Origin of the sequence: Labedaea rhizosphaerae, assembly GCF_004362825.1 — a bacterium.
GTDB classification, from domain to species: domain Bacteria; phylum Actinomycetota; class Actinomycetes; order Mycobacteriales; family Pseudonocardiaceae; genus Labedaea; species Labedaea rhizosphaerae.
The window spans coordinates 450,227-471,080 of sequence record NZ_SNXZ01000005.1 but is presented as its reverse complement, the minus strand read 5'-3'; the positions used below and the strand labels follow the sequence as shown (position 1 = coordinate 471,080).

Below are 20,854 nucleotides of genomic sequence, written 5' to 3'. Positions count from 1 at the left end.
GGGGACGGCATGGCAGATCAGTTCGCGGTCGTGGTGAACGACGAGGAGCAGTACTCGATCTGGGCGTCGGACCAGGAGCCGCCCGCCGGCTGGCGGCGCACCGGGTTCACCGGCGCCAAGGACGACTGCCTCGCGCACATCGACACGGTGTGGACGGACATGCGGCCACGCTCGCTGCGTGAAGCGATGGGCGAGTGATGGACGAGGTTCTCAGCCATCCGGCGTCCCGGGCCCAGCAGCGGCTGTGGTTCGTCGAACAGCTGGTGCCCGGCGAGCCGGTGCACAACATCAGCTTCGAAGGCCGGTTCGACGGCCGGCTCGACGAGGCGGTGCTGCGTACCGCGGTGGCGGACGCCGTGGCTCGGCACGAGTCGTTGCGCACCAAACTGGAATCGCGGGAGAACGAGCTCTGGCAGGTGGTCCTCGCGCCGCCGGACGAGCCGCCGCTGACCTTCGTGGACCTCGCCGACGCCCCTGCGGAGGCATACCAGGAGCTGTGCGACCGGCTCGGCAAGGAGGTGTTCGACCTCGGCACGGCGCCACTGCTGCGGATGGCGCACGTCCGGCTGGCCGAGGTCGACGCGCTCGTGATCGTGGTGCACCACGCCGTGGCCGACGCCGTGTCGGCCGACATCCTGGTCGGTGACCTGATCGTCGCGTACAACGCCCGGCTCGACGGGAATCCCCCGGACTGGCCGGAACTCCCGGTGCAGTACGCGGACTTCACCGCGTGGCAGGAAGACCAGGCGTCAGGGCCGGCGGCCCAGCAGGACCTGGCCTACTGGCGCGAGCAGCTGGCCGATGTGTCCACCTTGGACTTGACGCACGGTCGGCCGCGACCCGCGCGGTTGAGCCAGCGCGGCAAGCGGATCGAGGTCGCGCTCGACCCGGAGACCGGTGCGGCGCTCGACGCCTTCGTGCGCGGTGAGCACGCCACCGCGTTCATGGGGGTGCTCGCCGCCTATGTGGCGGCGCTGGGCCGGGTGTTCGGTGCCGACGACGTGGCGGTCAGCAGCACCGTGGCCGGTCGTCCGTTGCCCGAGGTTCAGCAGGTCGTCGGCATGTTCGTCGACCGGGTGGTGCTGCGGCTCGACCTCTCGTCGGGCCCGACGTTCCGCGACCTGGTCCGCACCGCGCGTCGCGTGGTCGCCCAGGCGCACGACCACAGCTCGATCACCTTCGACCAGGTCGTGGAGGCGGTCGCCCCCGAGCGGGAAATGGGCGTGACGCCGTTGGCGCAGGCCGCGATCAACCTGCAGCCACCGGCGGCTGGGCGTGAGGGGCGCGCCGGTCGCATGCCGCGGATGACGACGGGGTCGCTGATCGACACCGGCGTCGTGGGCCACGACCTGTCCATCGACCTGGTGTCCGACGGCGGGTACACGGGCACGGTCCGGTACCGGTCGGACATCGTCAGCGACGACGCCGCCCAGCGGGTCGCGACGCTCTTCACGCGGTTCGTGCGCGATGGTCTCGCCGACCCCGACCGGCCACTGTGGACCATCGGCACCGAGGACGTGCCGGCCGTCGAGCCGGCCCCGACCGGCGGCCCCGAGCTGCTGCACTCGATGATCGCGCAGTGGGCCGAGCGCTCCCCGGACGCGCCCGCCCTGGTCTGGGCGGGCGGCAGCCTGTCCTTCGCCGAGTACGTCGCCGCCGCCAACCGCCTCGCCCACGAGTTGCGCGCGCACGGCGTCGAGCCGGAGGTGCCGGTGCTGGTCGCCGCCGACCGATCGCCCGAGTTGTTCGTCGGCATGTTCGCCGTCCTCACCGCGGGCGGCACGTACGTGCCGGTGGACCCCGCGGCGCCCGCCGCGCACCTGGCGACGGTGGTCGCGCAGACCGGCGCGACCCTCGCCCTCGGCCCGGTGCCGGGCTCGATCACGACGCTGCCGTTGTCCCTCGACACCGGTGCCGACCCCGGCCCGCCGGACGTCGTGGTGCGGCCGGCGAACGCCGCCTACATCTTGTTCACCTCAGGCTCGACCGGCGTGCCGAAGGGTGTCGTCGTCGAGCACCGCAACGTCGTCGCGTACCTGCGCAGCCTGCACACCCTCGTGCCCGGGCCCGCCAGCCACCTGACGCTGCAGCCGGCGACATTCGACTCGTCGATGACCTCGTCGCTCGGCGCCCTGGCCGGTGGTGGCGCCCTGCACATCGTGGACGACGACACAGCCCGCGATCCCGTGGCGCTGGCCGCTTTCCTCGCCACGCACCCGGTCGACTACTACAAGATCACCCCGTCACACCTGTCCGCGCTGGGCGCGGATGACGGGCTGCGGCCACGCAAGGCGGTCATCCTGGGTGGCGAGGCGGCGGGCGAGGCCTTGACCGGCCGCTTGCTGGACGCCGGGTGGGGCGTGATCGTCCACTACGGACCGACCGAGACGACGATCGGCGTGTGCGCCGCGAAACTCGACGGTGCCACCGGAGCGGCGCTGGGCCGCCCGTTGCCCGGTGCGGCGGTGTACCTGCTGGACCGCTGGGGCCGGCCGGTGCCGCCCGGCTGCCGCGGCGAGGTGTACGTCGGCGGACCGCAGGTCACCCGCGGCTACCTCGGTGGCGCCGACGTGCGCTACCTGCCGGATCCCTTCCACACCTTCCACAGTGGGCGGATGTATCGCACCGGCGACCTGGCCCGGCGGTTGCCGGACGGCACGCTGGTGTTCTGCGGCCGGGCCGACCGGCAGGTGAAGGTGCGCGGGTTCCGGGTGGAGCCGGGTTCGGTCGAGGCCGCGCTCGAATCGCACCCGTCGGTGCGCGCCAGTGCCGTGGTGCTGCGCGATTCGCGTCTCGTGGCCTACGTGACGCCGGCCGACGTGTCGCCCTCGGCGTTGGCCGAGTTCGCCGCGACGCTGTTGCCCGCCCATGCCGTACCGGCCGAGATCGTCGCGCTGGCCGAGCTGCCCATGACCCGCCACGGCAAACTCGACCTGGCGGCATTGCCTTCGCCCTCGGCGTCCGTGAGCGACGAGCAACCCGCGACGCCGGTGGAGGCGGAGTTGCTGGCGTGCTGGCAGGCGGCCATGCCGGGCCGCGACTTCGGCGTGACGGACGCGTTCTTCGACGTCGGTGGCGACTCGATCCGGGCGATCCACGTCGTCGCCGAGGCACAGCGCCGCAACCTGTCGCTCACCCTGCGCCAGCTGTTCGCGTTGCGCACCATCCGGGCCCTGGCGGGCGTGGTGTCCGTCGAGCAACCGGGCACCGCGCCCCTGGGACTCACCGGCCCGACTGCGCTGCGCGTGCCGCCCGACGCGTCGGTGACCACCCGTCCTGGCGTGACGGTCGCCGGCTCAACGGTAACCCTGGACCCGGCCCTGGTACCCGACGATGCGGTCGGCGACCTGATCTCGGCAGACGGCGCTGTGGCGGATGCTCCCGGGGTCTTGATCCCGCCGTCCACTGTGGACGCCCTGGTTGCCGGCGCCCATGAGGCCTACGCGACCACCACGCACGACCTGGTGGTCGCCGCGGCCGTGCGAGCCCTGGGACCGGTGGCGGTGCCCGGCGGCGTCGTCCGGGTGGCTTCCGGTTGCGACGACGAGGATCTGATCAGGTCGGTCAAGACCGCGTTGCGCGCGCCCGCCGAGGACGACCCCACCCTGCCTGCCGTGCGTTTCCTCGCCGTGCCGCCGTCGGTGGCCGTGACCGATCCCGGAGTCTCGGATCGGCTGATCGTCATGGTGGCCGGCGCCCGGGTCCTCGGCCCGGATGACGTGGCGGCACGCGTGCGTGACCACCTGGTCGAGTTGGTCGACCACTGCCTGAGCGCCGACACCACCTACCACGTCACCGACTTCCCCGACTCCGGCCTCGACGACGCCGCGATGGCCCGGCTGCTGTCCGGTTTGGACGCGGACTCGGAGGTGGCGCCGTGACCGAGGACGTGGTCGTCAAGGAGGTCGAGGCGGTGCTGGCCAGTCCGCGGGCGCGGGCGGCGTTCGCGGCCATGGCCGCCGAGCGGGAACCCGACCCGCGCCCGCTCTACCGGCTGCTCGGCGACCAGCGCCTGCTCGCGGTGAACTGGCCCACGGCCTACGGCGGACGCGACCTGTCCGGTCGCTGTGCCGCCGCCGTGGTCGGTGCGCTGATCGCGGGCGGCGTGCCCGAGGTGCTGCACACGTTGTCGGTGCAGATCTGCGGGAACTTCCTGCTGGCCGCGGGCAGCGCCGAGCAGCGGGCGGCGTTGTTGCCCGGGCTCGCGTCGGGCGCGATCACCATGACCGTGCTGTACTCCGAGCCCGACGTCGGGTCCGACCTGTCCGCGCTGGGCACCACGGCCGAACCGGACGGCACCGGCTGGCGCATCCGCGGCCGCAAGGTCTACAGCGTCAAGACGAGCATGGCCGACTACGGCCTGGTCGCCGCGCGCACCAGCGCCGAAGTGACGCAGTACCAAGGGATCTCGCTGTTCCTGGTGCCGCTGGACGCACCAGGCGTCACGGTCGAGGCGCTGGACTCCCTGGCCGACGAGGATTTCGCGGACGTGCGGCTTGACGAGGTGCACGTGCCCGCCGCCGCGGTGGTCGGCCCGGTCGGTGGCGCGTGGCCGTTGATCACCGAGGCGCTCGCGCTGGAACGCACCGGCGTCGACTACGTGGCGAAGGCCGACCTGTGGCTGCGCACGGCACCGGAATCCAATGGCCGCCTGCGCACCCGCGTCGCCGCGGCGCGAGCCCTGTCGATGCGGTGCGTCGACTCGATCGACGCGGGCCGGGTCGATCCGGTCGGCGCGGCCGCCACGAAGCACTGGACCAGCGAGACCGCCCGCGCCGTGGCCTGGTGGTGCACCGACATCGGCGCCGCGCGCGAACCGGGGCGGCTCGAGTCGGCCTACCGGGAGGCGCCCGGGTTGACGATCTCCGCGGGCACCTCGGAGATGATGCTGGAGCTGGTCGCGAACTCCGGGCTGCCGAGCCCCGAAGCCGACTTCCCGGCGGGGGAGGAGGCGCTGGCCGGCGAGCTGCGCAAGGCCGTCCGCGCGATCGCCACCGCCTACGACGAACGCGACCCGGCGCGGGCCTGCTGGCCCGACCTGGAGCGGCTCGGCGTGTTCGACCTGGCCGGTTCCCTCGGCCTGGGCCTGCGCGCCCAGGTGATCGCCTGCGCCGAACTGGGCCGCGAACTCCACGACGACGGCGTCCTGGACCACCTGGGCGGTGACGATTCCCAAGCGGTGCAGCGAATCCGGCGTGCGGCGTGGCTCACCGGCCTGGCCGCGAGCTGCCTGGCCCGAACCGTCCACCGGGCGCGGACCCGCGAACAGTTCGGCCGCCCGCTGATCACCAACCAGGACGTGGCCTTCCGCCTGGCCCGCCTCAAGATCCACCACGACGCTGTGTGGGCCCTCGTCACCGACCTGGCAGGCCGCCACGACGACGGCGCGCCCGACCCAGCCCTCGCCGCCGGTGCGCTGGCCGAAGCGGGCACGCTCGCCCTCGCCACCACCCGCGAAGCCGTGCAGCTGCACGGCGCCTTCGGCATGACGGCCGCGTCCCCCGTGCGCCGCCACTACCTGACCGCTCCGGTCGCGGTCGCCGCCGACGCTCCCATCGCCGAGCTCTACGCAGCGGCGGCCGGACCATGACCACCAAGTCCTCGTCGGTGGGCGCCGTGCGCCGCCACTGCCTGACGGCTCCGGTCGCGGTCGCCGCCGATGTGCCTGCCGGGCTCTACGCAGCGCGGGGCTGGGCGATGACCGCCAAGTCTTCGTGGGTGGGCGCCGGCCGCCGCTCTGGCGTGCCCGAGGTGGCGGGCTGCCGTTGTGGGCTGACGGTGGATCCACGGCGGGTGCTGCCGTTTGCCGCACCCGCGTCGGTCGTGGGCACGGAGGCGGTCACGACATGACCACGCAGACCACGAGGCGCCGCCCGTTCAGCGCGGGCGTCTGGCGCAACCGCAACTTCGTCCTGCTGTGGACCGGCCAGACGTTCTCGCAGTTCGGCGCCTACGTCAGCACCGTCGTCATCCCCCTGCTGGCCATCCAAACCCTGCACGCGGGCGCGACCGACCTCGGCGTCATCGGGCTCATGAGCAAGCTGCCCGCGCTGCTCTACATCGTCGCGGGGGTGTGGGTCGACCGCGTGCGCAAGCGCCCGCTGCTGGTCGGCGCCACCGCGGTGCGCGCCGTCCTGCTCCTGCTGATCCCGCTCGAAGTCCTCTTCGGCGTGCTCACCGTCGGGCTGCTGAGCGCCACCCTGTTCGTCTCCGCCGTGCTCACCGTCTGGTTCGACACCGCGTACATGAGCTACCTTCCGGCACTGGTCGGTCGCGAGCACCTCGTCGAGGGCAACAGCCGGATGGAGTCCGCACGCGCCACCGCGCAGGTCACCGGGCCGAGCATCGGCGGGCTGCTGGTCCAGGCGGTCACGGCGCCGGTCGCCGTGCTGCTCGACGGGCTCGCGCTGCTCGGCTCGGCCGCCACCCTCAGCCGGATCAAGCACGAGGAAGCCAAGCCGACCCCACGCCCGCGTGGCGTGCGTGCCATCCGCGACGACCTCGCCGAGGGCCTGCGGTTCCTCGCCCGCCACCCGGTGCTGCGCCCGCTCGCCGCCGCCATCGCGATCAACAACTTCGCCTGGGCCGCCGAGCTCACCCTCTACGTGATCTACCTGGTCGACACGTTGCACCTGCCCGCATCCCTGGTGGGTCTGACCCTGATCGGCAGCGGCCCGGGCGCCCTGGTCGGATCGCTGCTGGCCGCGGCCACCGCGCGGCGCCTGGGGCTGGCCGGGGCGATCACCGGCGGGCTCACCCTCTTCTTCCTGGCCACGCTGCTGATCCCGCTGGCCCCGCCGGCGCTCGACGCCGCGCTGCCGATGCTGATCGCCGCCGGGTTCCTGATGTCCGTCGGCGGCCAGGTCTGCGCGATCAACGTGCTCAGCCTGCGCCAGGGCGTCACGCCCGATCACCTGCACGGCCGGGTGAACGGCTCGTTCCGGTTCCTCTCGCTCGGTCTCGCCCCGCTCGGTGCGCTCGCCGGGGGCCTGCTCGGGTCGTGGCTGGGCACCCGGGCGGCGCTCTACCTCGCCGTCGCCGCGATGGCGCTCGGCCCCATCGCGGTGCAGTGCTCGGCCGCGCGCCGGATGCGCACCCTGCCCGAAGCCGATCCGGAAGGAGCAGCCTGATGGCCAAACGCCGGATCAAGGACATCTACCCGCTGACCGCGATGCAGCAGGGCATGCTCGTACAAGCCCTGCGCACGCCGGACCAGCCGGTCTACCGCCAGCAGTACGTCCTCGCGATCACCGGGGTCCCCGACGCCGACACCCTGCGCGGCGCCCTCGACGACCTCGTGGCCCGGCACACGGTGCTGCGCACCGGCTTCGCCTGGGAAGGCGTCGACACCCCGGTGCAGATCGTGTTCGCCGACGCCGCCGTCCCACTGACCATTGTGGACAGCGGCACGGATGCGGACGTGGCCGAGGCGCTGGCCGAGCACCGCCGCGCCGAGCTCGACCTGCGCAAGCCGCCTTTGCTGCGCGCGCACGCGATCCGGGTCGGCCCGCAGGAGTGGCGCCTGGTCACCACCGCGCACCACCTGGTCCTCGATGGCTGGAGCATGCCGACGATCCAGGCCGACCTCACCGAACTGCTGACCGCCCGGGTCGAGCACCGCGCGCCGAACCTCAAGCCCGCCGCGCCGTTCCGCGAGTTCGTGACCTGGTTGCGCGACAACCACGACGCCGGTGCCGCGCAAGCCCACTTCAAGCAGGTGCTCGGCGACCTGCGCCACCCGACGCCACTCGGGATCGACCGGGTGAGCCGGGTCAGCACGGACGCCGGCCCGGCCGGGCGCATCGTGCGGTTCCGGGAGGTTCCCGCCGACCGGCACCCGGAACCGTTGGCCCGCAAGCGCGGCCTGCTGCCGAGCACGATCGTGCACGCGGCGTGGGGATTCTTCCTCGCCACGTGCGCGGACCGGCCGGACGCGGTGTTCGGCACCACGGTGTCCGGCCGGCCCGCCGAGCTGCCCGGGGTCGCCGAGCGGGTCGGCATGTTCGTGAACACGGTGCCGGTGCGGATCTCGGCGGACGGTGACACGACAGTCGGCCCTTGGCTGGTTGGCGTGCAGGAGCAGTTGATCGCCGGACGTGAGTTCGAGCCGACGCCCGTGTCGGCGGCGCAGCGCTGCAGTGGCGTGCCCATGGGCGAACCGCTGTACGAGACCGTGCTCGGCTTCCAGAACTACTTCCGCGACGAACCGGCCGAGGACCCGGGCGCCGTGACGGTGCGCGCGGTGGAACAACAGGAGCAGACCGGCCTGCCGCTGGTCGTGTCGGTGGCCTTCCCACCGGACGCCGTGTGGATCCGCGTGGAGTACGACCGGTCCAGAGTGGACGACGCGGTGGCCGAGTGGATCGCCGAGTGCTACCCGGCGCTGATGAGCGAGATCGCCGCGGCAGCTGAGGAAACCCCGTTGGCGCAGTTGGGCCTGGGCGAAGCCGCCGCCACCGACGAGGACCGGTCGCTCGAGATCGACTTCGGCAAGCGGGTGGCCATCGCGCTGGCCGAGGACGACCCCGCGCGGGAGCGGCTCGTCCACGCGGCCACCGCCGCGGGCGCCGAGGTCGAGTTCCGCGATCCACTGCGCCCCGGCACCACCACGGCCGACACCATCGTCGGCTCGGCCGCGGCGGTCGTCGCCATGCGCACGGGCGACCAGACGGCTGTGGTGGTCGGTGCCCAGACCGTGCCCGACGCGATTCCGTTGCTGCCGAACAGAAACCGGGTGGATCGCCGCGGCCGTCCCGTGCCCGGACCGGTGCCGGGCGAGATCGTCCACACCGGACTCTGGGCCCGCGAGCAGGTCGACGGCCGCCTCGAATACCTCGGCCCCCGGCCCGGCAGCCACGACTGGTGGGTCGCCCGCGCCCTCGCCGCCGACCCCGCCGTCGCGGCCGCCGTGGTGGACAGCGACGGCGAGCCGGACGAGGTGCACGCCTGGGTGGTCTCCGCCGACGGCCGGGACCTCGACTTCGACGCCCTGGTCACCAGGCTGCGCAAGGTGGTGCCCGCCGCGTTGCTGCCCACCCGGTTCCACCAGGTGCTCCGCCTGCCCCACGACCTGACGGCGCTGCGGGGCGGCACGGTCGTCCGCCACCCGCAGCCGCGACCGCTCGCGGACCGCCTCGCCGCGCTGCCGGCCGAGCGGCGCGCCGCGTTCCTCAGCGGCTTGCGCACCGCGCAGACCGCGGTCCCGCCGATCCGCCCCGGCCGGTTCACCGGGCCGCCGCCGCGCTCGGTCCAGCAGGAGTTCTACGACGAGCACACCCCGTTGCGGCCACCACCGGCCGTCGGGAGCAGCACGGAACTGTCCTATGCGGACTACGCGGCCTGGCAGCAGGACGTCCGCCGGGCCGCCGACCGCGACCGGCAGGCCGGGTACTGGCGCACGGTGCTCACCGGTGCCCCCGCCTCCGGCATCCCGTCCGACCGCGTTCCACCCGACGCCCCGGAACGCGGCGAACTGACACTTTCCGTTGCCGTGCAAGGGTCTCGCGCGGAATGGCTCGCCGCCATCGCCACCACGCTGGCCCGCTGGGGCCGCGACGACGAGGTGGTGCTCGGCGTCGTGGCCGAGCCGCACCTGCCGGACGAGCTCTCCGGAGTCTGTGGGCCCTTCGCTCGCATGCTCCCGCTGCGGATCGCGGCCGGTGCCACGCCCGAGGTGGTCGAGCAGGCCCTGGACGAGGCCCGCCACAACGCCGACGTTCCCTGGTCGGTCCTGCGGTCGCTGCTCGCCGAGGACCCGCTGGTCAGCGTCGCCGTGCACGAAACCCCGGGCGCCCTCGCCCCGCACGCCGCCACCACGATCGGCATCGACATCACGGGTACCGAGCTCACCGCGGTGTACGACGGCACCCGGGTCGCCGAGCGCACGGTCGCCGATCTGCTGACCCGCGCCGCCGTGGTCCTCGCCGGCGGTCCGGACGTCGACCTGGTGACCGACGCCGAGCGCGCCGAACTGCTGGCCCTCGGCGACGGCGGCACCACCACGGACGAACCGTCCACCGTGCACGCGCTGATCGCCCGGCAGGCCCCCGGTGCCCTCGCGGTGACGGCGGTCGACGGCGACCTGACCTACGGCCAGTTGCTCGAGAAGGCCACCGCACTTGCGGGACACCTGGTCGAACTGGGCGTGCGCCCGGAGGACCGGGTGGCGATTGGCCTGCCCCGCACCACCGCGCTGGTCTGGGCGCCGCTCGCGGTCATGCTGGCCGGCGCCGCCTACGTGCCGGTCGACCCGCAGTACCCCGAGGCCCGCATCGCCGTGCTGTGCGAAGGCGTCCGCGCGGTGATCACCACGACGGAGCTGGCCGCCAAGTTCCCCGAGGGACTGACGAAAGTCGCGCCGGACGCCGCGGCCGACCACCCGTTGCCGCAGGTCCGGCCGGACACCGCCGCCTACGTCATCTTCACCTCGGGCAGCACCGGCAAGCCCAAGGGCGTCGTGGTCGAACACCGGTCCGTCGTGGACTTCGCGCGGCACATTGCCACCGCGTACGGCATCGACCGCGACACCCGCCTGCTCGGCTTCGCCGCCATCACCTTCGACGTCTCGGTGTTCGACCTGTGGGCGGCGTTGTGCGCGGGCGCGACGCTGGTGCTGGCCGGCGAGGAGGAACGCCTCTCGGTCGACAAGCTGCAGAAGTTGTTGCGGGACAAGCGGGTCACCGCGGCCGAGCTGCCCCCGAGCCTGATGCCGTTGCTCGACCCGGCGACGCTGCCCGACCTGCGCCTGGTCTCGGTCGGCGGCGAAGCACCCGCGGGCCGCCTGGTCGACGACTGGGCCACCCCGGACCGCGAGTTCTGGAACGGTTACGGCCCAGCCGAAACGACGGTCGCCGTCACGCTCATGCGCTGCACGCCACCGTCCGGCGGTCGCGTGCCGCCGATCGGCAGGCCCATGCCGAACCACCGCGCGTACGTGCTGGACGAGGCGCTGCGCCAAGTGCCGATGGGGGTGCCCGGCGAGCTGTGCATCGCCGGTGCCGGACTGGCCCGCGGCTACCTCGGCAAGCCCGGCCAGACCGCCGGCCGGTTCGTGCCCGACCCGTTCTCGCCGACGCCGGGGCAGCGGCTCTACCGGACCGGTGACCTGGTCCGCTGGGCGCCCGACGGCGTGCTGGAGTTCCTCGGCCGGGTGGACCGGCAGGTCAAGATCCGCGGCTTCCGGGTGGAACTGGGCGAGGTCGAAACGGTGCTCGCCGCCGACCCGTCGATCCGCCAGGTCGTCGTCGAGGTCTGGGACGACGGCGAAACGCGGCACCTGACCGCATATGTGGTGCCGGCCGGCGACCCGTCGGCGCTCTCGGACGTCCGCGCCATCGCCGCGGCCAAGCTGCCCGACTACATGACTCCGACCCGCATGGCCGTGCTCGACGCCTTGCCGCGCACGCCGAGCGGCAAGGTCGACCGCCGTGCCCTGCCCGCGCCGGCCGAGCCTGGCGGCAACGCCGTCGATGACAGCGATCGTGCCGCCTGGACACCACTGCAACGCACCATTGCCGCCGAGGTGATCGGCCCGCTGCTCCGGCTGTCCGATGTGGACCGCGAACAGGACTTCTTCGAGCTGGGCGGCAACTCGCTGCAGGCCACCCAGGTCACCTCCCGGGTGCGGGACCGGTTCGGCGTCGAGATCGGCCTCGCCGACTTCTTCGCCGAGCCCACGGTCGTGCGCCTCGCCGCGCTCGTCGAGCAGGAACAGGGCCGCGCGGCCGATCGCGAGCGTGAGGTCTACGGGGACGGCCCAAGCATGGAGTCGGGCACCATCCTGCCGCAGTCGTATCCGCAGATGGCGCTGTACCAAGCCGAGCAGGCGGGCGGCGCCAACGCCCGCTACAACGCGCCGTTCGCGTTGCGCATGCGAGGTCCGCTCGACTTCGACGCCCTGCGCAAGGCGTTCGCGTCCATGGTCCGCCGCCACCCCACCCTGCGGGTCTCGTTGCGCCGCGACGGCGACGAGTACATCCAGCAGGTGCGCGCGGACTGCGACGTCCCCTTCACGGTGTCCGATGTGGACGGTGAATCACCGGAAGCCAAGCTGGCCACCGTCCGCCGGTTGATCCGCGAGGAGGGTGCGGGCGGGTTCGACCTGGTCAACGGGCCGCTGATCCGGGTGCGCGTGCACCGCCTGGCCGAGGACGACCACGTGGTCCAGTGGACGGTGCACCACCTGGCCACCGACGGGTGGTCGGTGGGCATCCAGCTGCACGAGATCGGCACCGCGTACCACGGCTTCGTCGAGGGCAAGGAGCCCGAACTCGCGCCGCTGGAGGGCAACTACGCCGAATTCGTGGCCTGGCACCGCGAGTACGTGGCGAACTCGCAGTACCCGAAGGACGTCGCGTGGTGGCGCGAGGAGTTGCGTGGTGTCCCGGGCATCGGGCTGCCGGCCAAGACCGACCGCGCCGGGCACACGTTCCGCCCGGGCTACCTGAACCTGCGGATCGAACCGGAGCTCGCGGCCGGCCTCAACGCGCTGGGCAAGCAGGTCGGCACCTCGCTCTACATGACCACGTTCGCCGCCTACGCCACAGTGCTCTCGGCGTTCTCCGGCCGCGACGACATCGCCGTGGTCACGCCGAACGCCTTGCGCGTGCGGTCGGCGTGGGAGCGGCTCGTCGGCTGGTTCGTCAACCGGGTCGTCGTGCGGCTGAAGGTCGACGACGACGCCACGTTCGCCGACCTCCTGCGAGCCACCCGCAAGGCCAGCACCGCCGCCTTCGCCCACCAGGCCGTGCCGTTCGAGTCGCTGCGCGAGGAGCTCGCGCTGCCCGACGACGTGCTCGCGGCGTGCTTCTCGGTGCAGAACGCCCCAATGGCCGGGCGGGCGTTCCGCTCCGACGCGTTCGACATGGACGTGGTCGGCGACGACAGCGGCCTGGACTTCACCCCGATCGGGGAGGTGTACGCGCCGCTGCGGCTGCGCTACGAGAGCTCGGTCGTCCTGCGGCCCCGTGAAGACGGGGCGGTTGCGGGCGGCTGGGAGTACGACGCCGCGCTGTTCGACGAGGACACCGCGCGGCGCTGGAGTTCCGGGTTCCTCGCGGTGCTCGCGCGTGCGGCCCAGAACCCGGAAACCCCGGTGCGCGACCTGCGCGCCATCGCGGCGGCGACCCCGCCGCGGCAGAACGTCGGAATGGTCGATTCGTGAAGGAGCCGACGATGACCCAGATGGAAGTTGACCCCACCACAGCGCTCGACATGGCCGGGCTCGCCCGGGCGTGGGGCACCGGCTCGTCGGCCGAGAGCCTCGAGTTGCTCGATGCGCTCGCCGCCCGCGCCGACGAGCTCATCCCCCTGGCCTTCGAGCAGGGTGACGAAGCGGCCGAACTGGAGGCGCAGCGATTCCTCTACGAGGTGTTCGCCCACCGCATCCTGCCGCCGTGGTCGCCGCACTGGCGCGACTACGAACACCCGACGATCGTCGAGGCCCACCGCAAGGTCGGCGACGCGTGGCTGGCCAAGGACCGGGCCACCTACGGCGCCGGGCTCGAGGTGCCGACCTCGCCCAAGGGTTTCGGCGAGTGGGCGGTCGAGGTGTGCGAGAACCACGCGTCGGGGGTGACCCACCCGCTGTTCGACTTCCTCGCCGAGAAGGCCACCTACGACCAGCTGGTGACCTTCCAGGCCCAGGAGACGCCGTTCGACATCCACTTCGGCGACCTGGTGGCGTTGCTGCTGCCCGGCATCCACGGCGGCCGGAAGATCGAGCTGTCCCACAACTTCTGGGACGAGATGGGCAACGGCACGCTGGAGCGCACGCACCGGCAGTTGCGGCTGGACATGATGACCAGGGTCGGCATCCCAGGTGAGGCCTACCTGACCGATGTGGACTCGTACTGGGTCGAAGAGCTCCGCATGGCCAACATGTACTTCCAGACTTCGTCGCTGCGCAGCCTGGCGCCGCAGTCGGTCGGGATGCTGCAGGCCACCGAGCTGGTCGTCCCCGGTCGCCTCGACCGCCAGATCGAGGGCTGGCGCCGGGTCGGGCTCACCGACAAGGACATGGTCTACCTGCTGGAACACGTCGTGGTGGACGTGGAGCACGCGGAGGGCTGGCTCAACCACGTGATCGCGCCGCTGGCCGAGGAGCGGCCGGACATGCTGCTGGAGGTCGGCATCGGCATCATGCGCCGGCTCGACTGCGCGCTCGCGGTGTGCGACCGCGCCCACCGCGAGCTTGCGAGCGAACAATAGACACAGCGCGTGCGCGGAGCGCACGCCGAGCGCCAGCGAGGGGTGGGCTTCGCGAACTGCCGTAACTAGGCTGCGAGCAGTGCGCGTCCGGTCTCGGTGAGCGTCACCGAACCGGGCGCGCACGCGATCAGCCCCGCCGCGACCAGCCGGAGACCGGTGAACTGGTCGCAACAGCCGACGCCGTCGACGGTCAGGCACAGGCACGCGGTCGTGGAGGTCGGCGACACTGCGCAGCGGCCGGCGGCGACGGCACGCAGCACCGCCCGATCCCGGTAGCTGATCACGGTGGCGTTCATGACGATCTTCTTTCCCCTGGCGATCCCTTTGCTCCTGCTGTGTTCATCTCCGACGCTAGGGGAAGCGTTCCGGTTTCACGCGTCTTTCATGCCGCCGATGCCGAGTGATGATTCCCTTTTGCCAGTGGCCACAACTGGCATGTCCGGTGGATCTTCCAGGAAGTCGAAGCTGGGCACGAAGAACAAGGTGCCGGTGACGGCGGTGGAGAACTCGAGGATGCGGTCGGTGTTGCCGGGTGGATCACCCAGGAACATGTTGCGCAGCATGCGTTCGGTGATCGCCGGTGTCGCGCTGTAACCGATGAAGTAGGTGCCGAACTCCTCGGTGCCGACCTTGCCGAAGGGCATGTTGTCCCGGACGATCTGCAACTCGGTGCCGTCGGGCTCCTCGATGCTGGTGAGCGCCACGTGGGAATTCGCGGGTTTCACGTCGTCGGGCAGTTCCATGTTCGTCGGCTTGGTGCGCCCGATGATCCGTTCCTGCTCCTCGGTGGGCAGCTCGTTCCACGCCACCAGGTCGTGCAGGTACTTCTGCACGATCACGTAGCTGCCGCCCGCGAAGCCGGGGTCCTGGTCGGTGATCACCGCGACCCGCTCCGCCGACGGGCCCACCGGGTTCTCGGTCCCGTCGACGAAACCCATGAGGTCGCGCTCTTCGAAGTACTTGAAACCGTGCGTCTCGTCGACCACCGACGCGACCCCACGCAGCCGGTTCATCAGCTGGCTCGCCAGCTCGAAGCACAGGTCCATCTGCCGCGACCTGATGTGGAACAGCAGGTCGCCGGGCGTGCTCACCGCCGTGTGCACCGGCCCGGCGAGCTCGGGCAAGGGGTGCAGCTCGGCCGGACGCGGTCCGGTGAAGAGACGATCCCAGCAGTCCGAGCCGATCCCGACCACGCAGGACAATTCGCCTTCGGGCACGCGGAAGCCGACCGACCGCGTGATGCCGGGTACGTCGGAGAGCAGGTCGCGCACGGTCTGCTCGCCGCCCTCGTGCACGGTGACCACGAGGAAGATCGCGGACCGGGTGAGCGGCTTGAACACCGGCTGCGGCTCGGGCATGCGTTCCTCAGATCCTGTCGGGGGCCGTGCCGTCGGCGACCGCGGCCATGGCGTCGGCCAGGCCGAGCCGGGTGCGCATGCGGTCGAGGAAGTCGATGTCGGCCAGGCGGATCAACCGGGTCTTCGGCGCGCCCGCGTACACCGAGATCCAGTCGCCCGGCTCGAGCACGCCCCGCAGCGCGCCGTCCACGCTGACGGCCACCTGCCCGGAGCGCTCCAGCACCTGCACGGCCACCCGCTCGGTCGGCCCGAGCACGAGGCTGCGGTTGAAGCTCATGTGCGGCGCGACCGGCGTGAACACCAGGCCTTCCATCTTCGGCGAGAGGATCGGGCCGCCCGCGGCGAAGCTGTAGGCGGTCGAGCCGGTCGGCGTGGACACGATCACCGCGTCGGCCGAATACGAGGCGAAGTGCCTGCCGTTGACGAAGACCGCGACGCTGGCCTGCCGGTCGCGGGCGAGCTTCTCGAAGACGACGTCGTTGAGCGCGAGGATGTCCAGTGGCACGCCGTCGGCGGGATCCTCGCTGACCCGTTCGCGGACGGGCGGGGAGGGCAGCGTCGGGCCGCGGCCGTAGCGGATCAGCGCGTCGATGCTGGTCGGGATCTCGAGCTTGCGGGACGCGCACATGGTGAGCATCAGCCGCTCGTCGAGGGTGAACTTCCCGGCGAGCACGGCGTCGAGGGCGTCGATGAGCCCGTCGACGGCGGCCTCGGTGAGGAACCCGACCCGGCCCACGTCCACGCCGAGGATGGCCGCGCCCGCCCGCGCGGCCACCCGCGCGCCACGCAGGAACGTGCCGTCCCCGCCGACGGTCACGATCAGCCCGGGGTGACCCGCCTTCTTGGCCTCGTCGACCGCGCTCAGCCGGGTTTCGTGGGGCTCGGCGGACCAGACGTCGATGTCCGTGCAGGGGATGTCGTGCGCCGCGGCCCACCGCCGCACCTGCGCGGCGGCCGCAACCGCGCGGTCCTTGCCGGTGTGCACGACGAGACCCACCGCGGTGATCGACACGGTGCCACAGCTTACGCGCCGCTCACCCCCGCAGCCGTGCGGCGATGCCGTCGAGCAGGAACCCCAGGCCCAGCTCGAACTGGTCCTCGGGCGAGGTGATCGGTTCGCTCAGCCACCGGGTCAGCAGCCGGTGGCCCCCGGCCTCGGCCAGCTCGCGGATCGGGGCGAGCGCGGCGACCAGGGCGTGCCCGTCGTGCAGGCCCAGCGCGAGGTGCGTCCGGCTCTCCTCGGCCTCCTGCAGCCCGCTGCCGATGATGTGCCGGTCGATGAGCGCGGCGTAGCTCATCGCGTCGCCGAGCGCGGCGCCCTGTTCGGTGAGGACGGTGAGCATGAACTCGAGCCGCCGCATCGTGTTGGGGCCGACGGGCGCGCGGGTGTGGGTGAGCTCGGCGTACCAGGGGTGGGTCAGGACCATCTCGCGCGTGTCGGCGGCCAGCGTGTGCAGGTCCTCGCGCCAGTTCCCGCTGGGCGCCTCCGGTACCGGGACCTCGCCGGCGGCCGCGTCGAGCATGAGGTCGATCAGGCCCTCCTTGCTGTGTACGTAGCGGTAGAGGGCCATCGGCGAGTAGGGCCCGAGCTGCTCGGCGACGTTCTTCATGGTGATCGAGTCCGGGCCGCCCTCGTCGGCGACCAGGATCCCGGCGGCGACGATCTCCTCCCGGCCCAGGGCGCGCTGGCGTGGGGGTGGCGGCGGTTGGGTCCAGATCGGCGGCTTCATCACGCCGCTAGTTTATGTGCTAAAGTCTCGTTTAGCACGTAAATTTTGATCTCTGGGGGAGATGGCATGACCGACGTACGGTTCGGCGTGGTGCGGGGGATCGGCTACGGGCTCTTCGGCCCGCCCGGCGAGTTCGTGCCGCAGGCCAGGGCGCTGGGGGCGTCGCTGGTGCGGTCCTATGTGTTCTGGGGAGGGGTGGAGCCCGCGCCCGGGCAGTACACGTGGGACGCGGTGGACGCGCTGCTGTCCCAGGTGGACGGCGATGACGAGGTGTGGCTCACGGTGTGCTCGTCCTCGCCGTGGGGGACACGCGAGGCGACCGACTTCCTGCCGCCCTCACCTCCGCACGACCTATCGCAATACGGTTCGTTCGTCCGCGCCTTGGTGGCGCGGTGCGGTGGGCGGGTGAAGTACTGGCAGTGCGACAACGAGCCGAGCAACGGGCCGTTGTTGTGGGCCGGATCCGCGCCCGAGTACGTGGCGCAGTTGCGTGAGTTCTTCGCCGCCGTGAAGTCGGTCGACCCCGAGGCGACCGTGGTGCTCGGCGGGTGCGGGTACGACGTGCACAGTTCGCCCGCGGGCAGTCCGCCGCGGCAGTTCTTCGACCACCTGGTGTCGGCCGGGCGGGACCACTTCGACGCGTTCAGCGTGCACCTCTACGGACGGCCGGAGGCCATACCGTCCATTGTGGATGATGTCCGGTCGATGATGCGGGCGCACGGGTACGAGAAGCCGGTGGTGGCGGGGGAGTACGCGGGGCCGGTGCTGTTCGAGTTCCCGGAGCTGGACCCGGTGGTGCAGGAGGCGTTCGCGGCTGCGTTCGCCGGCCAGGAGGCCGCGACCCAGAGCACCGAGGAGCTGGCCGCGCTGGCGGGGCAGGACACGCCGGAACGCCGGGCGATGGTGTCCTTGAGCGCGCGGATGGCGCAGCTGCCCCCACGGCTGCAGATGTTCCTGCCCGGCTGCCCGCCGGAGCTGGCGGCCAAGCGGGATCGGATCAACGCCCGGCAGGTGGTGATCCGGAATGTCCTGGCGCTGGCGTCGGGCGTGCGGGTCACCGCGTATTGGAACCTGGCGCCGGAGGTGCCCGGGCCGGTCGATCCGCACCAGATGATGTACCTGATGTTCGGCAAGCTGCCGTTACTGGACTACGACGAGTCCGGCGCCTTGACGGTCCGGCACCCCGCCGCCGACGCCTTCGCTGCGATGACGGCGCAGTTGTCCGATGCCGTTGCGGTGACCAAGGTTCCGCTGGCGGGGCATCCGACGGTGGAGGCTTACGAGGTGACGCGGGAGGGCCGGGGACCGGTGTTCATCGCGTGGGTGAGCGGCGATCCGTTCGACGGGGAGGACGAGCCGCCGGTCACCGTCGAGCTGCCCGGTCCGGTGAAGGTGGAGGTGTCGGCGACGCCGGTATTCGTGGACGCCTGAGCCGGCCCGAACCCGGGGATGGACATCCGGTGATCCACCGCAGCCGAGGACGATGGCCGCGACGGTGAGTTCTGCCCGGTGGCCGACGGCGTGTTCGGCCGTGGCGGGGTTGACGGGGACTGACGAGCCCTGACGAGCCTGACGGGTCGTTCTCGCCGAGCCCGGCGGGGCTGGTCGCCGCCACTGGCTGCCGGTCCCCGCGGCTGCGTGCGGGGGTCGCGGGGCCGCAGACGCACCAGCGCTACGTGTCCGATCCCGGGTGGGACCGGGCGGTGGCACTGGCGGCGAGGTTGGTGCCGTCGGCGCCGTTCGACCGGTGCTTCGCGCACTCCCGATCCGTGATGCCCCGGCTTGCGGCGACGGCATCCTGGCCGGTGGGCGCGGTCGTGCGCGGCCTCAGGCCTTCCGGCCGGTCTCGGCATGGCGCACGCGTCCGCGCACCCGCGTCAGGCGGGCTGCCAGAGCTCGATCCGGTTGCCCTCGGGATCGGTCACCCAGCCGAACCGGCCGACGCCGTCCATGTCCTGGATGTCATCGACCACGTCGGCGCCCTTGGCCCGCAGCTGCGCGAGCATGGCGTCCAGGTCGCGGACGCGGAAGTTGAGCATGGTCTGCTGCGATCGGGCACCGAAGTAGTCGGTCTCGGCCTCGAACTGCGCGAAGACCGTCGGGCCGGGCTCCTGGTGCCACACGCCGTGCTCGCCGGCATCCAACCCGAGGCAGTCCCGGTACCAGGCGCCCAAGGCCGCCGGATCCGACGCGCGGATGAAGTAGCCACCGATCCCGAGCACGCGTTCCATGCCGTGATCCTGCCAGCGGCCCGGGTTCGTGGGTCATCCGCGCTCGCGTTCCATCTTCCGCACGTCCGGAACCGTCAGCACCAGCGCGGTGGCGGCCACGATCGCGCCCGCCGCGCACCACAGGGTGCCCGCGAGGCCGAAGCGGTCCGCGGCGGGTCCGGCGACGGCCGCGCCCAACGGCGTGAGCCCGAACGAACCGAGGGCCTCGTAGGCGGCGACCCGGGAGAACTTCTCGTGCGGTACTTCCTGCCTGAGCGTGGTCATCCAGTTGACGCCGAAGACCTCCACGCCGACCCCTGCGAGCAGGGACGCCACGCAGATCACCACCAGCGAGGACCCGAGCGCGAACGCGGCCGGTGGCAAGGCAAGCGGGACCAACGCACAGACCCCGGAGACCAGGAGCCGCCGCGGCCGCAGCCGCACCATCAGCAAGCCGCCGATGATCATGCCGATCGCGTCGCAGGAGAGGATGAGGCCCCAGTCGCGGGCGCCGCCGAGCCTGCGGTCGGCGGCCAGCGCGCCGAGGACCATGAACGCACCGACGCCCACGGCGTTGACCACCGCCGACTGCACCACCACGCTCCACAACCACCGCCGCCCGGCGAACTCGCCCCAGCCTTCCTTCAGCTCGGTGACCATGCCGGCCCGCCGGCGCAGCCGCCCTTCGGCCTTCATCAACACGCTCAACCCGCAGGCGATCACGAACGTCGTCGCGTCGAGCGCGAGGACCCAGCCCGGACCGAAACTCGACACCACCACGCCGCCGAGCGCGGCACCGGCGACCTGCGCGCCGTTGAGCGCGGTCCGGAAGATGGCGAACGCCTTGCTCGCGTGCGCCCGGTCGACGCTGCGCATGATGAGGCCCTCGGTGGCCGGCATGCGGAACGCGATGGCGAGGCCATTCGCCGCCGAGATGAGCACCAGCTCCCACAACCGGACCGAGTGCGTGAACACCACCACCGCGAACACCGCCTGCGCCACCGCGCTGACGAGGTTCGCCGCCACGATCACGTGGTGGCGCGGCAGCCGATCGGCCACGACCCCGCCGATGACGAAGAACAGCAAGGCCGGCAGGGTGCCCGAAGCCGACACCAGGCCGATCGCCGTGCCGGAGCCGCCCGCGTAGAGGATCGCGAAGGCCGTCGCGACGGGGGCGGCGGCCGTGCCCAACGCCGAGATGACCGCGCCGGCCACCTGCAACCAGAAGTTGCGGTTCTGCCGCAAGCCCACCGGCTGCCCTGTTCCCGTACGCACCGCTGCTGCCTGCGTTGAAGGCGGTCGCATCCGTCTCCCAAATCTGTTACATCCCGGATAGTGTCAATTACCT

14 protein-coding genes are annotated in these 20,854 nt (G+C 72.1%); 8 read left to right on the top strand and 6 right to left on the bottom strand.

Features of this window, described 5'->3' with window-relative positions; all coding sequences use genetic code 11:
- Positions 1-9 precede the first annotated feature (9 nt).
- Genes EV186_RS28805 through EV186_RS28775 form a run of 7 tightly spaced genes read left to right on the top strand, consistent with a single transcriptional unit; the run spans position 10 to position 14,208 of the window.
- Positions 10-198, top strand: a complete 189-nt coding sequence (locus EV186_RS28805; RefSeq protein WP_133852577.1) for an MbtH family protein — start codon at positions 10-12, stop codon at positions 196-198.
- Positions 198-3,881: a non-ribosomal peptide synthetase gene (locus EV186_RS28800; protein ID WP_133852576.1), complete on the top strand. Its 3,684-nt coding sequence runs from the start codon at positions 198-200 to the stop codon at positions 3,879-3,881. Before EV186_RS28805 ends, EV186_RS28800 begins: the two co-directional genes overlap by 1 nt.
- Positions 3,878-5,590, top strand: coding sequence for an acyl-CoA dehydrogenase family protein (locus EV186_RS28795; protein WP_133852575.1), 1,713 nt, complete (start codon positions 3,878-3,880; stop codon positions 5,588-5,590). Before EV186_RS28800 ends, EV186_RS28795 begins: the two co-directional genes overlap by 4 nt.
- Positions 5,587-5,850, top strand: coding sequence for a hypothetical protein (locus EV186_RS28790; RefSeq protein ID WP_133852574.1), 264 nt, complete (start codon positions 5,587-5,589; stop codon positions 5,848-5,850). Before EV186_RS28795 ends, EV186_RS28790 begins: the two co-directional genes overlap by 4 nt.
- On the top strand, positions 5,847-7,130 hold the full coding sequence (locus EV186_RS28785) for an MFS transporter (protein ID WP_133852573.1): 1,284 nt from the start codon (positions 5,847-5,849) through the stop codon (positions 7,128-7,130). The genes EV186_RS28790 and EV186_RS28785 overlap by 4 nt, the downstream gene beginning before the upstream one ends.
- Positions 7,130-13,162 (top strand): non-ribosomal peptide synthetase, encoded by a 6,033-nt coding sequence (locus EV186_RS28780; protein ID WP_133852572.1) that lies wholly within the window; start codon positions 7,130-7,132, stop codon positions 13,160-13,162. The genes EV186_RS28785 and EV186_RS28780 overlap by 1 nt, the downstream gene beginning before the upstream one ends.
- Positions 13,163-13,173: 11 nt before the next feature.
- Positions 13,174-14,208 carry an iron-containing redox enzyme family protein gene (locus EV186_RS28775; protein ID WP_133852571.1) on the top strand — a complete coding sequence of 345 codons (1,035 nt, stop codon included), beginning with the start codon at positions 13,174-13,176 and terminating at the stop codon, positions 14,206-14,208.
- A gap of 65 nt (positions 14,209-14,273) precedes the next feature.
- Here EV186_RS28775 and EV186_RS28770 read toward each other — a convergent pair whose 3' ends face one another.
- The 4 genes from EV186_RS28770 to EV186_RS28755 form a co-directional block, all read right to left on the bottom strand.
- On the bottom strand, positions 14,274-14,504 hold the full coding sequence (locus tag EV186_RS28770; protein ID WP_133852570.1) for a hypothetical protein: 231 nt from the start codon (positions 14,502-14,504) through the stop codon (positions 14,274-14,276).
- Positions 14,505-14,579: 75 nt separating this feature from the next.
- Complete coding sequence (locus EV186_RS28765) at positions 14,580-15,566, bottom strand: Dyp-type peroxidase (protein WP_133852569.1); 987 nt, start codon at positions 15,564-15,566, stop codon at positions 14,580-14,582.
- A gap of 7 nt (positions 15,567-15,573) precedes the next feature.
- On the bottom strand, positions 15,574-16,578 hold the full coding sequence (locus EV186_RS28760; protein WP_133852568.1) for an NAD(+)/NADH kinase: 1,005 nt from the start codon (positions 16,576-16,578) through the stop codon (positions 15,574-15,576).
- Between the two features lie 22 nt (positions 16,579-16,600).
- Positions 16,601-17,296, bottom strand: coding sequence for a TetR/AcrR family transcriptional regulator C-terminal domain-containing protein (locus EV186_RS28755; protein WP_133852639.1), 696 nt, complete (start codon positions 17,294-17,296; stop codon positions 16,601-16,603).
- Positions 17,297-17,362: 66 nt separating this feature from the next.
- Here EV186_RS28755 and EV186_RS28750 point away from each other — a divergent pair, with 66 nt between their 5' ends.
- Positions 17,363-18,727, top strand: coding sequence for a hypothetical protein (locus EV186_RS28750; protein ID WP_133852567.1), 1,365 nt, complete (start codon positions 17,363-17,365; stop codon positions 18,725-18,727).
- Positions 18,728-19,173: 446 nt separating this feature from the next.
- Here EV186_RS28750 and EV186_RS28745 read toward each other — a convergent pair whose 3' ends face one another.
- Both EV186_RS28745 and EV186_RS28740 read right to left on the bottom strand, forming a co-directional pair.
- Positions 19,174-19,527 (bottom strand): VOC family protein, encoded by a 354-nt coding sequence (locus EV186_RS28745; protein ID WP_133852566.1) that lies wholly within the window; start codon positions 19,525-19,527, stop codon positions 19,174-19,176.
- A 33-nt stretch (positions 19,528-19,560) separates the two neighbouring features.
- Positions 19,561-20,781: an MFS transporter gene (locus EV186_RS28740; RefSeq protein ID WP_243754335.1), complete on the bottom strand. Its 1,221-nt coding sequence runs from the start codon at positions 20,779-20,781 to the stop codon at positions 19,561-19,563.
- Positions 20,782-20,854 lie beyond the last annotated feature (73 nt).